Raw genomic sequence first — 15,744 nt, 5'->3', positions numbered from 1 at the left:
TTGCGGAAGTGCCATTTGTAAAGGGGATGAAGATTTTTATGAAAGAAGCCCGTCATATTAGAAAAAAAGTACTTTCTGACATAGAAAGCGGCAACATTTCTTTGGAAGAAGGAGTAAAGCGGATACAGCAGCTTGGTTTTCATTCCGCAGGGGTTAACGGACAGGCGATATATTATCAGACGGTCTGGCAGCGGACAGATCTCAGCATTCATGTAAAAGGCGGCCGGCGTGAGGGCAGCCTTTTATTATTTGATAAAAATGAAGATGTGAGTAAAGAACTTGCTGCATTGCATGATACAAGGGTTATTTTGGTTAAGCCGGGGAAAGAGTTTCGAAAAACCGGGGACGGTGTATTTGAAATCGACCCCCGCTCTGAAAAAGATTACATAGACCTGTTAGGATGGCTTATAGAAGAAGAAAAGTCAGATATACGGGAAGCGGTGCATTTATGGTCAGACATGCCGTTTGAAAAAACAGAGAGAGCGATTCGTGAACAATGCGACAGCGGAGTCAATTCTTTGTTTTTATTACAACAGGCGCTCTTCAAAAATAACTGCCGCAAACCGATCAAGCTGTTATATGGATATTTTTCGCATCTTTCCGGAGAACAGCCTCTTTACGCGGCGGCAAGCGGATTTTTGCGGACATTGCAGCTGGAAAATCCGTTAATCTCAGCAAAAAGCATTGAAATGGAGCAGTCAATAGCAGCCGTTCACGCAGCTGATATCATACGCAATGAGCTGAGTGATTTCCAGCCTTCAGATGTAGAGATCCGTTATAAAGACATGCAGCGTTATGTCAAACAGCTCAAAACGTATGAACCCGAAAAAAATTCCGGAAGCGGAGATGTGCCGCTGAGAGAAAATGGAGTATATATTATCGCGGGCGGCGCGGGCGGATTAGGATTTACCTTTGCAGAATATTTGGCTTTTCAAACAAAATGCTGCCTTGTTTTAACAGGAAGATCTCCGCTTTCAGACCATATAAGAAAACAGCTGAGGCGATTGGAGGATGCCGGTTCTTCAGCTGTTTATGTTCAGGCTGATATTACCAATAAGGAAGAAGCCGAATATGTAGTCAAAAAAGCCAAAACTTCTTATGGAAAAGTAAACGGGGTCATTCAGGGCGCGGGAATCATCCGGGACTCTTTCCTTCTTAACAAGTCACGAGAGGAATTCGATCAGGTAATCAGACCGAAAGTATTGGGTACGATGTGGCTGAATGATGCTGTTGAGAAAGAAAATCCTGACTTTTTCATTTGCTTCTCCTCTACTTCCGCAGTGTTGGGAAATGTCGGGCAATCTGATTACGCGTTTGGAAACAGCTATATGGATCATTTCATGAATATGCGTTCTGCCCAGCATTCTGATACGATTTCTCTCTCTCTGAACTGGCCGCTGTGGAAAGAAGTCGGCATGCAAGTGGATGAGCGCACGGTAGAGACAATGAAAAAGGCGGGTTTTTATCCTTTAGAAAAAGAAGAAGGTAAAAAAGCGTTTGCAGTCGCAATGTCCTCCGGTTTTTCGCAATTTACTGTATTTTACGGAGATGAGCAAATTGACAACCATGTTACTCAATTATATGAACGAAAAGACAGCATTCAGGCAGATGAAGGAACAGGGAGAAATATCGAATCATTTGATTCAGAGAAACTGACAGCTGAAACATCTGATTTTATCATAAAAATAATTGCTGCAGAATTCAGGATGCCTGCGGACAAAATAGATGCAGAAGAGGCATTGGAAAAATACGGACTTGATTCCGTTATGATTATCAATATGACGAATGAGCTTGAAAAACATTTCGGCGCGCTCTCAAAAACGCTGTTATTCGAATATCAGACTGCAGCAGAATTGTCACAGTATTTCGTTGAGGAGCACAGGGATACTCTTCTTCATAAACTCCGGTTAGGAGAAAACGGGAGCGGCACCCCATCTCAGAAGAAAAAAGATAATAAACAGACAGCCGATGTTAACGGGAAACAGAAAATCCAGATGAAAAAACAGGTCCAGCAGGAGAAGTATCATGACAATGATATCGCTATTATCGGTATCAGCGGACGTTACCCGATGGCAAATGATCTTGATACTCTGTGGGAAAACTTATTGAACGGTAAAGACTGTATAACTGAGATACCTGAGGATCGGTGGGATTCGGGGCTGCACTATCAGCCTGCGGCGGGCGACGAAGTAAAAAACCAAAGCAAATGGGGGGGATTTATTGACGATGTGTATCATTTTGATCCGTTGTTCTTTAATATTTCTCCTGCCGAAGCTGAATTAATTGATCCGCAGGAGAGACTGTTTTTAGAGACGGTTTGGCACACCATAGAAGATGCCGGGTACGCAAAGAAAACGCTTGAAAGAAAAAACGTCGGTGTTTTTGCAGGGGTTATGTACGGCCAATATCAGCTGTACAGCGTTGGTCACGAAGCGGCCGTTTCTTCCTCATATGCATCAATCGCAAACCGGGTATCCTACTTCTTTAATTTCAGCGGGCCAAGTATTGCTTTGGACACGATGTGTTCCTCATCATTAACGGCTGTTCATTTTGCCTGTGAAAGTTTAATCAGGAATGAATGTGAATTTGCAATTGCAGGAGGCGTCAATTTATCCATTCATCCTCATAAATATGAACTCCTGACTCAAGGTGGATTTTTATCCAGTGATGGCCGGTGCAGAAGCTTCGGTTCAGGAGGAGACGGCTATGTGCCGGGAGAAGGGACAGGTGCCGTGCTGCTGAAACCTGTAAAAAAGGCTATTGCCGACGGTGATCAGATTTATTCAGTTATTAAGGCAACAGCGATCAACCACGGTGCTAAGACGAATGGATATACTGTGCCGAATCCAAAAGCTCAAAGTGAGGTCATTACGAGAGCCTTAAAAAAAGGATGTATTGATCCAAAAAGCATCAGCTATATAGAGGCTCACGGAACAGGCACCGCGTTAGGAGATCCGATTGAAATCACCGGTCTGACCAAAGCATTTTCAGGTGCCGAACGCGATAAGAAGACATGCGCGATCGGGTCGATTAAATCAAATATCGGACATCTTGAGGCTGCTGCAGGCATAGCGGGCATTACGAAAGTTATTCTTCAAATGAAGCATAAAACGATTGTTCCGTCACTGACTCATTCTGCTGAATTGAATGAGAATATACCGTTTCAAAAAACACCTTTTTATGTACCGGACAGTGCAGAAAAATGGGAGTCATCCGTTCCCAGGCGTGCCGGAATCAGTTCTTTCGGGGCAGGAGGAGCTAATGCCCATGTTATTTTAGAAGAATTTGCGGATGAAGCTACCTCTCCTCTCGCGGCTGAAGAACCTGAACAGCTTTTATTTGTTTTTTCTGCAAAAAATGCCGAAAGGCTGGCAGAATATGCAAAACGCGCAAAAAAACATATAGCAGCCAGAGATTATCCATTAGAAACACTTAGAAATACAGCATTTACTTTACAAACCGGGAGAGAAGAAATGCCGCACAGATTGGCTGTTATCGCCTCCACAAGAGATGAATTGCTTAAAGGGCTGACAGACTATACTCTCGGAAATGCGAGGGATCATATTTTTACAAGCGGCAAAGACACAACAGAAGCTCAAAGGATGAACAAAGCTGAAATTGAAGAAGCAGCCGCAAACAGGGATCTTGTGAAGATTGCTGAATACTGGGTTGGCGGTAACGGAGTAGATTGGCCGTCACTTTATAAAGATGTCACTTTGAGACGGGTATCAGCACCGGGATATCCATTTGCCAAAGAGCTATGCAGAATAGATGCGCAAAATACGGGAAGCCGCCGGATGAACGTAAATAACGATCTGCATCCTTACATTTCATGCAATATATCTGATTTTAAAGCCCAGAAGTTTCTTATCAATGTAAGCAATACCGATTTGTATATAAAAACAAAGTATCAAGACAAGGAAATGTTTCCGTTTCTCAGCCAGATTGAAATGGCGAGAGCTGCCGGAGCGATGGCTTCAGGGAATCCGATTATTAAATTAACTGAGCTCTCCTTTAGAGAACCGATGTTACAAAGCGGAAGCAATGAGCAGATCCGGATTGTATTAACCCCGGATAATCAGGGTGCATCGTATTCTATAGAAAAACAGAGCGACTTATCCATTTATTCCTCAGGGCGGCTCGAATTAGAAGGCGGGGCGTACGAGAACGGAAATATTCATCTTGAGCCGTTCCTGTCTCAGGGCGCAGACCGTATACCGTACGAAGCGTTTTATCAGCGGCTTGCCGAATTCGGATACAGCTGCAGTGACAGTCTGAAAGCCGCAGAGCACTGCGTCAGCAGGAACGGACAGGTGCTTTTAAAGATAAAAGCAAAGGCCGGGCCGAAAGGGTGCATAATCAAACCGGAAGTGATTGAGAGCGCATATCAAGCCGTCGTATACCTTGCGGGGGAAAATGCCGGAGAGACCCCGGAAAATATTAAAGAATGTACGATTTTTGATCATGAGACTGAACCCGTTTATGTATATGCAGAACAAACTGAAGAAAGCGATTCGGCTTATGATGTGTATGTATTAGACAATGCCGGCGGGATTTTGATGGAACTGAGCGGGCTGGTTTTTGGCGAAAAGCCTAATAAAAATGTACGTTTTTATGAGCATAAGTGGGATCAAAAAAACCCTCTGATTGAAATGAAAGATAGGGAGCCAAAAACAATTCTGGTTTTTGCAAAAGATGAAGCATTGGCTGGAGCTCTGAAAAATCAATCAGACAGCCGTGTCATTCTCGTCACGCCGGATCAGCGGCAGACCGATCAAAATCTGCTGACATTCTGTATAAACCCGGAAGTGACGTCAGATTATATTCGTTTATTCGAAGAATTGGAGAAAAAAGGGTTTTCTCCTGATGTCATCTTGCACACGGGAGAAACATTTTACGCGGGTGACCGCCTTCTCAGCGGCCTGGAATCAATTTTTTATTTATTAAAAGCCCTGAGCGCCCGCAGTGACGCCTCTCTTTATCTTCATTCTCTGCTTCTTGTTCACTCTTTTAAAAAAGGCGTGAATGATCCGTATACGGGCGCTCTTGCAGGCTGTTTAAAAACGGCAAATATGTTGGTGCCATCCGCAGAGAATGTGAAGTCAATCGGTTTTTCAGAACGTATATCAATTGAAAAAATGGCTGAATTTTGTCTTAACGAAATGGTTTCAGGCGTGGAACGGCAGGCGGAAGAAGTTAAATATATAAATGACAAGAGGTATGTTAAGACATTAAAGGAGTATGTATTCAATCATACAGAGCACTCTCATCAGCTGAAACAGAAAGGGATTTACCTCATAACGGGCGGTTTGGGCGGTCTGGGCCTGATTTTCGCAAAATATTTAGCCTCTCAGTATCAAGCAAAATTGGTATTGACGGGAAGGTCACCGTTAACAGCTGATAAACGCCATAACATTGACCGGCTGCAGGCGCTTGGAGGGGATGCGGTATATTATCAAGCTGATGCCGCAGATCAAAAGACGATGGGACGGGTCATAGAAGAAACGAAACGGACTTGGGGCTCCCTTCAAGGCGTTATTCATTCAGCTGGTCATGCCGATGATCGGTTATTTACAGAGATGAATCTGACTGATTTTACGGAAGGCATGACTGCTAAAATTGAAGGAACGGTATGCTTAGATGAATTAACGAAAGATGAGCCGCTTGATTTCTTTATCGTATTTTCTTCTATTTCTTCGGTCTTCGGAGATTTTGGACAGGTTAACTATGCGTTGGGCAATTATTTTCAAGATCAATATATAAATTGGAGATCCGAACAGAGCCGCCGGCAAGAGAGACAAGGCAAGAGCATTTCGATTAACTGGCCGTTGTGGCGTAAAGGCGGAATGCATTTAAACAAAGAAGCTGAAGACGCATATCTTTCCGCATCCGGGTTTGATTATTTGGAAACGGAAGAAGGGATAGCGGCTTTTGAGACAATTTTGGCAAGTGACTGTCCGCAAATTTCGGTTGTTACCGGGGATGCGGGAACTACACCAGCAAAAAAAGAGCTGCCGCATCAAAAAGTAAATACACTTCCGGTTCGTCAAGAGGAAAGTTCTTATCCAGCACCGGATTCTGCAGACAATGTCCTTGAAGAACTGAAGCAAATGGTGTCGGAATTATTGAAAATAAACATTGAACAGCTGGATACGGCAGAGAATTTCGGCAATCTCGGCTTTGATTCTATCAGTTTGAAAACATTAGCTGTCCGACTGAATAAAAAATACAAGCTTAAGCTGACACCTGCCGTTTTCTTTACTTACAGCCATATAAAGTCTCTTTCGGAATTTCTAAACAGTGAACTGCGTACTGTTGCAAAAGGGAATACAGATGCAGAAAAAACCATTTCTGAAAAAAGGAAAGTAGTGCACGCCGGGAAAACCACCGGGAAAACAGTGAAGCCGCCGCGAAGTTTTCCGTTTGAAAAAAAGACAGCAAGACAGGCTGACCATCATCCAGAGAAGCAGCCAGTTGCCATTATCGGGATGAGTTGTGTTTTTCCGGGAGCAAAAAATGCAGATGAGTTTTGGATCAATTTAATCAATGAAAAAGATTCAATTCAGGAAATTCCCCCGGATCGCTGGGATTGGAAAAAATACGCCGAAGGCAAAGGAAGCAGCGAAGTACATTCGAAATGGGGCGGCTTTATCACAGATGCTGATAAATTTGATGAGGCGTTTTTCAATATTAATCCGCGGGAAGCAGAACTCATGGATCCTCAGCACAGAATTTATTTGCAGGAAACCTGGAAAGCGATAGAAGATGCGGGTTACAAAGCTTCAAAGCTGTCAGGCAAACATATCGGGGTGTTTACGGGCATTCAATTTAATGATTACCGCCAGCTGCTGATGAGGCATTCGGACGGGGCGCATGCGTTTGCGGGAACCGGAAACAGCCAGGCGCTCATCAGCAATCGTGTATCCCACTATTTTAATTTCAGAGGTCCGAGTGAGTCCATTGATACAGCCTGCTCAAGCAGTCTTGTAGCAATCCACAGAGCTGTGCGCTCGATTCAAAATGGTGAAAGTGAGCTGGCGGTAGCAGGCGGGGTTTCGCTGCTCTTAGATCCAGTCACTCATATGTATACCGATAAACTCGGTATTTTGTCTAGGGACGGCCGATGTAAGACGTTTGATAAACTTGCCGACGGTTATGTCCGCGGTGAAGGTGCAGCTGTTCTGTTATTGAAACCATTGCAAGCGGCAATGAATGACAGAGACAATATTTACGGAGTCCTGAGAGGAACCGGAGAAAATCACGGAGGAAGATCTGCTTCATTGACCGCTCCGAACCCGGAAGCTCAGGCTGAACTAATAACGTCTGTTTACAAAAATGCCGATATTCCTGTTGATACGATATCTTATATTGAAGCACACGGAACCGGAACAGAACTGGGAGATCCGATTGAGATTGAAGGCTTGAAAAAAGCGTTTGGATCTTTTGAGCCGCATCCAGGAAAGAATCATGTCCAATATTGCGGCATCGGTTCAGTAAAAACGAATATCGGTCATTTAGAGCCCGCCTCTGGAATGCCGGGGCTGATTAAAGTATTACTATCCATGAAGTATAAAACATTGCCTGCCACACTTCATGTCAAGGAGCTGAACCCTTACATTCAATTAAGCGGAACACCGTTTCATATTGTCAATAAAACTATGAAGTGGGCCAGATTAAAAGATCGAAAAGGAAATGAAATTCCGCGCCGTGCCGGAGTCAGTTCCTTTGGATTCGGCGGGGCAAATGCTCATGTCATCGTGGAAGAATTTGAATACGGACAAGATAAAGCAGTAACTGCCGAGCGGGATCAAATCATTGTTCTATCGGCCAAAACAAAGGAAAGGCTGATGGTTAAAGCCAAAGAGTTAACAACGTTTTTACATGAAGAACTATCAGTTCAATTCAGTCAGCAAGAGGTGCAGGAACGTGATGTGCAAGAGGCGATTCGGGAAGCGGCAGCGGGTATCCTGCGTTTAGATACCGCAAATATAGATGCAAAGACACCTCTTTCGGAATTCGGATTTGATCCGTTGGCTTATTCCGAATTAATCTCTTATATAAACCAAATGTACGGCACAGAAATATCACTAGACATATTTCAGGAATTAATGACCCTGAGCGAGCTGTGCCGCTATATCAGCAGCGTCCGGAATCGATCAGCTGATAAACCGTATAATGGCAATTTTAGAGAAAAGTCCGGAATCGGTCTTGAAGAAATAGCATATACGCTGCAAACCGGAAGGGAACCATTTGAATGCCGCCTTGCGATCACTTGCTCGAATACCGGAGATCTTCTTGAAAAATTAAACGGTTACATTCAGGGGAGCAGGCTGCAAGGTGTTTATGAAGGAAATGTAACGGATTTTGATAGTCTGTACGCTCCTTTATTCGGCGGCCCCGAAGGTCATGCATATGTTCAATCACTGATTCAGCAAAACAAGCCGGCCAAACTGGCTCAGTTGTGGACGATCGGTTGTGAAATCAGCTGGGAAGACTTGTATGAGGAGGAACTCAAACCGGTTAAACTGTCTCTTCCTCTTTATCCTTTCAGCAAGAACAGACATTGGATTCATTTAAATAAAGATGAAGCGCAGAAGGCTGAGGCTTTCTCGAACACTGAGCTTCACAATTCAAATAAAGATACAGCAGATGGAGAAATCATGTCGCTTCTTGAAAAAGCACAAACAGGTGAGATGAATACGAAAGAGACGTCAGAGCTGATAGAGGAGTTGCTTTTCCATGAATGAAAAAACGATGCAAATTGAGCAAATCGTGAAAAAGGTGAAAGAAGGCAGCCTGACGCGTGAAGAAGGGCTGGAATTAATTAAGAGCTTGGGGAAAACCCATCTATATGAAATGGTATGGGATAGACATGAATTTAAAGGCAGTGAAAAATTCCCGAATACGAAAGAGCCAATTTTATTTCTTTGCAAAGACGACAGCATGTATACCGTAATGAAGAGACAGCTTGAAGGTTATGAGGCGCCTTTCATTTACGTGACTTCCGGCGAGCGTTTCGAAGATTGCCGGAACGGTCGTTTTAAAATGAACTTTGCAAAAGATGAGGATTATGATGCGCTATGCGGGGTTCTGCGTTCTCAAAATATAAGACCCCGCCATATTATTCATTTTTTAGCTGCCGGGCTCTTCAAAAATACAGAAGATGCAATGAGAAAGCAGCTCAATAAAAGTCTGTTTTCCTTGTTTCAAATGTTTCAGGCCTTCATGGCGAACAAACTTTGTCCGAAAGCAGAAATTTTGTATCTGTATGAAAATACCGAGGGCGAGGTTCAGCCCATTTATAACGCGGTTGAAAGTTTTCTTAAGACCGTACAGGCCGAAAACCCGAATTTCACATGTAAGGCTGCAGAGCTGAAATCAATGTTTGACGAGCCGTTTACAAAGCAGCATATTGCAGATGTCATCTCTTTTGAATGGAACAATCAATGCAAGACGGACCACTTTACCTGTTATGAGCCGAGGCATTATTATAAAAGGCAGCTTAAAAGAGTAAAAAAAGAAGATGGGGAGAAACATAGTTTCAGTGTAAAAAAGAACGGTGTGTATTTAATTACGGGAGGAGCCGGCGGTCTCGGGTATCTGTTTGCGGAATATATGGCGAAACAGGCAGAAGTCAAGCTGGTATTAACCGGGCGTTCCCCGGCATCCCGTGAAACGGCGCAAAAATTGAGCGCTCTTGAAAATCTCGGCGCTGAAGCCTTATATGTCCCGGCAGATATTTCAAAGGAAAAAGAGGCGGACGCGTTAATTAAGCACATTAAGCAGACATTCGGAGAATTAAACGGAATTTTGCACAGTGCCGGACTTGTTAAGGATGCATTTATCATAAAAAAAGCGAAAGAAAGCATAGAAGAAGTTATAGCGCCTAAAGTATTCGGAACCGTTTGGCTGGATAAAGCAGCTGAAGAAGAGCCTCTTGATTTCTTCGTTATGTTTTCATCCCTTTCGGCCGTTCTGCCTAATGCGGGTCAGAGCGACTACGCCTTCGCTAACGGATGTATGGACGGATTCACCCAGTATCGAAGCACGAAGGGACGTCCCGGGAAAACACTTTCTATTAATTGGCCTTTATGGGATGCGGGGAATATGACAGTTGGTCCGGCAGAGATGCAGGCTTTAAGACACACGGGGCTGGAACTTTTATCTGCCCAAGCAGGGCTTGCCGCTTTTCAGGACAGTATGAGCCGTTCTGCTTCTCAGCTGGCTGTTATCAGCGGAGACAAAGATAGAATAAGTGAATTACTCTCAACTGACCATAAAAAGATAGAGACTGTGCCTGAAAACAATAGTCTGCCGCAATTAAATGAAAAAGATCTGAAAAAGCAAACGATACGTCTATTGACAGAGATTGTCGGTGCGGAAACGGGAAGACCGGCGGACAGCATTTTACCCGAGGATACATTTGACCGTTACGGAATTGATTCTCTAACGATTTTAGGTCTTAACTCCCGTCTGGAAAAGTATTTTGGAAGAGTGTCTAAGACTCTTTTCTTTGAATACAGCAGTGTTGAAGAGCTGTCAGAGTATTTTCTTGAACACTATCAACATGAGTTGAAGAAGGCGTTTTTACCGGCAGCCGAACAGCGAATTGATCATTCGGCGCCGGCGAAACGGGAGAAGCTTTCCGTTTCCCGCATACCATCCGCACCTTCCGAGGAAGATATTGCAATTATCGGTATAGCCGGCCGCTACCCGATGGCGAAGGATGTGGAACAGTTTTGGGAAAATATTTCTTCCGGAAAAGATTGTATAACGGAAATACCGAAAGAGCGCTGGGATTTTCGGAAATATTATCACACAGGTGACAATGCCCGTCATGACAGCAAATGGGGAGGTTTTATAAAAGACGCTGATAAATTCGATCCGCTGTTCTTCTCAATTTCGCCTCGTGATGCCGAGTTAATTGATCCTCAGGAACGGTTATTTTTAGAGACAGCATGGCACACGTTTGAAGATGCGGGTTACACAAAGAAAAAGTTGAAACGGCATAAGACAGGTGTATTTGTCGGCGTCACCTACAGCCACTATCAGTTATTTGCAGCCGGTGCTTCAGATGATGAGGGACGTCAGGCGCTCTTATCTTCTTATTCGTCTATCGCAAACCGGGTGTCATATTTCTTTGACCTGCACGGACCCAGCCTTGCAATTGATACAATGTGTTCTTCTTCACTTTCTGCTGTTCATTTTGCATGTGAAAGTATAAAAAGGGGAGAATCCACCCTCGCCATAGCCGGAGGAGTGAATTTATCCTTACACCCGGATAAATATACTTTACTTTCTCAAAATCATTTTGTTTCAAGCGATGGGCGCTGCAGAAGCTTTGGAGCGGGAGGAGACGGATATGTGCCGGGAGAAGGAGTCGGGGCCGTTCTTTTGAAATCGCTTTCTGCCGCAAAGGCTGACGGGGACAGGATTTACGGTGTGATTAAGGGAACATCTGTAAATCACGGCGGAAAAACAAACGGATACACTGTGCCAAATCCGGGCGAGCAGGCAAACGTCATCAGTGAAACTCTTGATAAGGCGGGGATTGATGCAGACAGCATAAGTTATATTGAAGCGCATGGCACCGGGACATCTTTGGGAGACCCGATTGAAATTTCAGGTTTAACCAAAGCTTTGCACAGCTCGAAAAGCGATTATCGTTGTGCAATTGGTTCGGTTAAGTCAAATATCGGACACCTAGAGGCCGCGGCGGGAATTGCTTCTATCACAAAAGTGCTGATGCAAATGAAGTATAAACAACTTGCTCCTTCTCTTCATTCCGATAACTTAAATCCTAATATTGATTTTGAGGAAACACCGTTTTACGTGCAGTCTGAACTGACTGATTGGAAGACGCCGCAAAATCAAGCCAGAAGGTCGGGCATCAGTTCGTTCGGCGCTGGAGGATCTAATGCCCACATTATCATCGAAGAGTATAAGAATGAAGAAAAGATGGAAACGGTACAGAGCAACAAGACGCAAATTATTCTGCTTTCTGCCAAAAATGAAGAACGGCTCAGACTCTTGATTGATGCATATATAAAAGAACTGGAGCCAAAAACGTCACTAGCTGATGCCGCGTACACCTCGCAGACCGGGAGAAACGCTATGGAAGAGCGGCTCGCTGTTGAGGTTAGCAGCATTGACGATCTTCGCAATAAGCTGACGACGTATTTGCGGTCAGATCATAAGTTAAACGGTTTATATAGGGGAAAGGCCCGCCGAGGCTCTGGTCAAAAGGATGCCCTGTCAGCCGCTCACTTTGAAAATGCAAGAGAAATGGCCATTCACTGGGTGAACGGAGGAGACGTTGAATGGGAAGAGATGTACACTGCGGAATTACCGAAGCTTATCTCTCTTCCTGCATATCCTTTTGAACGGAACAGATATTGGGTGCCTGCCGCAAAAGCAGCAGAGAAACAGAAAAAAACAGGTGTACCGCAGAGTCTGCCCCATGCACCGACTGACTTATCATTTGATGTATTAAAAAAATCGTGGAAAAAACAAAAGGCTGCGCCTTCCGCTTTTACGAAAGGACAGGTGATGATCCTGGCTAATAGTGAAAGTGAGCGGCTTGCATTCGAATTGTTTGATTCAGATCCTCTGATTGAATCCGCTGTCATTTGCGCAGATAACTGGGATCATTCGGATGGAGAAACCAAAAAAACGGCTCTAGCAGTCATAGAAGAAAATCCGGAAATCATCGGCATGATTGACCTGTCAGATTTGCGGAGTAATCAAAACGGGGCACGCACCGGCACAATCGGGAAGCTGACACTGCTGCAGGAAATCATAAAGACACGTAAACAGCTTTTCGTTTTACATGTGACAAGAGGGCTGCAGACATTTCTGAATGACAAGCCGTCGTTAGCCGGAGCCGAAACAGCCGGACTATATAAAATGCTGAGCGCGGAGTATCAAAAGATAAAATCAAAAACAATAGATGTAGACGGGCATGTCGGGACTGCGGCGGAACTGAGACAGGTAATCACAGATGAAGCTTGCGCTGACGGGCTGTATAGTGAAATCTGCTACCGGAACGGTGAACGTTATATTCCATACGTCGAGAAATTACATGCGGCGGAAATAAACCGGAAACTATCCGGTCTGCCGGTATGCCGTACGGATCAAACCTTGGTTATTACAGGGGGAACAAGAGGGATCGGAGCAGAACTTGCCAGACATTATGCCGGCAAGGGAGTCAAAAAACTTGTGCTGATGGGAGTAACCGACCTTCCGGAATCTGATAAAATAGCCGACATGTTAGAAGACACCGATGAAAAGTCACCTCTTTATTCGAAATTACAACTGCTGCATGAGTTGGATCAAAAGGGAGTTCAGGTGGAAGTGTATGCTGGGCCGCTCACGGAAAAAGAAAAATTACATCGCTTCTTTTCAGAGGTGCGAATGAAGTTCGGCAAAATCGGCGGGGTGATTCATTGCGCTGGTGCAGCCAATCATTCGAATCCGGCTTTTATCCATAAATCTGATAAAGAAATAAGAGAAGTATTTGAGCCAAAGGTGCAGGGGATGCAGGTACTTCATGACATTTTTATTGATGACGAACTTGATTTCTTCATTTTGTTTTCATCTGTTGCGAGCGCTTTTCCTTTATTAGGCGCCGGAACAAGTGACTATGCCGCGGCGAACGCTTTTATGGATTACTTTGTGGCGTATCAGCATGCAGCCGGCAGAACATATTATCAATCAATTAACTGGCCGAGCTGGAAGGACATTGGAATGGGCGAGGTGACAAGTCCATCATATCAGGCACTCGGTTTACTTTCACACTCAACAGAAACAGGTATTTCTATGCTGGATGAAATCATGACGATAAACGGATATCCATGCCTTATACCGGCAAAGACACATCAGGAGAAATTCAAGCTGCAGCAGCTGCTTCAGACAAGAATTCAAGCTGCTAAAAATAACCCGGATGCTGAGGAAAAAGTGATCTCTGGTCATGGAGACAATGAAGCTATGATCAGGAAGTTAATGGAGATTTTTTCCGCAGAGCTGAAAATACCTTACGGGAAATTAGATCAGGATACGTCTTTTGCGGATTACGGAGTTGATTCAATCTTACTCGTTCAGCTTGTCAAAAAAGCGGAAGATGCATTTCAAATAAAAATTGAACCTTCGGCTTTTCTGGAGTATCCGAGTTTTTCACAACTGGGCGTCTATTTAAACGAATTATTTGCAAGTGAGGGGATCAGTCCTCAAATTGATTCAGAAAACATTGAGGGTCGGAAAAAAGAGCAACATATAAATCAAAATGCTCCCGAAGTACGGGACAGCGGATCTCAAATGCAACAAACCAGTCTGAACCAAATCGCTATTATCGGAATGGGCTGTGAGTTTCCGGATGCTCCGGACACAGAAACGTTCTGGAGAAATTTGAAGAAAGGACAAAATAGTGTCCGTGAAGTCCCGGCGTCGCGATGGGATATTTCTTCATACTACTCTGACACCTATGAGAAAGGAAAAAGTATCAGTAAGTGGGGCGGATTTCTTCAAGATATTGAGTCTTTCGATCCCGCGTTTTTTAATATGAACAAAAGTGAAGCATCAGAGCTTGATCCGTTAATCAAAAAATGCCTTGAGGTCAGCGTCCAGACATTGAGAGACGGCGGCTATACAAAAGAAGAAGTATCAAACAAAGAAGTCGGCGTCTTTATCGGTTCGCGGACCGGGACGTTTATGTCCAAAATAGGTTCACCTTCAAAAAATACGATCGTAGGTATAGGACAAAATTTCATAGGCGCGCATATCTCACATTTTTTTAATCTGAAAGGACCGAATCTGGTTGTAGACACGGCATGTTCTTCCTCATTGGTCAGCGTCCATCTCGCTTGTCAAAGCCTGATGTCAAAAGAGTCAGATATGGCGATTGCGGGCGGGGTTGACATTTTGCTGGATCAAAAGCCTTACGTCATGCTGAGTGAGGCTCGGGCGCTTTCACCCGAAGGAAAATGTCATACATTTGATGAAAAGGCAGATGGATTTGTACCGGGAGAAGGATGCGGCGCAGTCCTTTTGAAAAGACTTGATGACGCCCTTGCCGAAGGTGACAGAATTTACGCGGTAATTGACTCCTCCGCGGTTAATAATGACGGACAGACAATGGGGATGACAACACCTAATCCGAAAGCGCAAAGCGCAGTGATAAAAAAAGCCCTGAAAAAAGGCGGAATTGATGCAGATACTCTCAGTTATGTCGAAACGCATGGCACCGGTACGATGATAGGAGATCCGATTGAATTAAAAGCGCTGACTGAAGTGTTCCGGGAGGTTACGGAAGAAACGCAATTTTGCGGAGTAGGCAGCGTAAAAACGAATTTCGGACATTTAATGAGCGCAGCGGGGATAGCGAGTATTATAAAGGTTGCCTTATCCATAAAAAATCAGATGCTCCCGCCGACATTACATTGTAAAACGCCAAATCCGCGTTTTAAATTTGATCAGTCGCCATTCTTTCCGAACACGTCTTTAAAAGAATGGCGTCCCAGAAAAGGGGTTTTGAGAGCCGGAATCAGTTCTTTTGGATTCGGGGGCACGAACGCACATATGATATTGAGCGACAGCCATCTCACGTTAGGATATGGAGAGACAAAAAGACACCCGCTTTCTCCGGTTATATTCAATAAGGAACAATGCTGGATCGACAATGGAGAAACTCCAGAAAAGGAAGAGTCAGAATTGCTGATTCCTTTACTTGATTTCAAAGAATTATAAAGA

Annotated in this window: 2 protein-coding genes; both read left to right on the top strand. The window is 44.2% G+C overall.

What is annotated here, in order from left to right; translation table 11 throughout:
- The first annotated feature begins 38 nt into the window (after nt 1-38).
- Nucleotides 39-8,747, top strand: coding sequence for a type I polyketide synthase (locus MJQ52_RS03825; RefSeq protein ID WP_094246973.1), 8,709 nt, complete (start codon nt 39-41; stop codon nt 8,745-8,747).
- A complete protein-coding gene (locus MJQ52_RS03820; RefSeq protein WP_094246972.1) occupies nt 8,740-15,741 on the top strand; it encodes an SDR family NAD(P)-dependent oxidoreductase in 7,002 nt (2,333 codons plus the stop codon). The genes MJQ52_RS03825 and MJQ52_RS03820 overlap by 8 nt, the downstream gene beginning before the upstream one ends.
- The last annotated feature ends 3 nt before the right edge of the window (nt 15,742-15,744 follow it).

Source organism: Bacillus sp. jun7, from assembly GCF_051034795.1.
Taxonomy (GTDB): domain Bacteria; phylum Bacillota; class Bacilli; order Bacillales; family Bacillaceae; genus Bacillus; species Bacillus velezensis.
The sequence above is the reverse complement of the archived record's forward strand: the minus strand, read 5'-3'. Positions and strand labels throughout refer to the sequence as shown.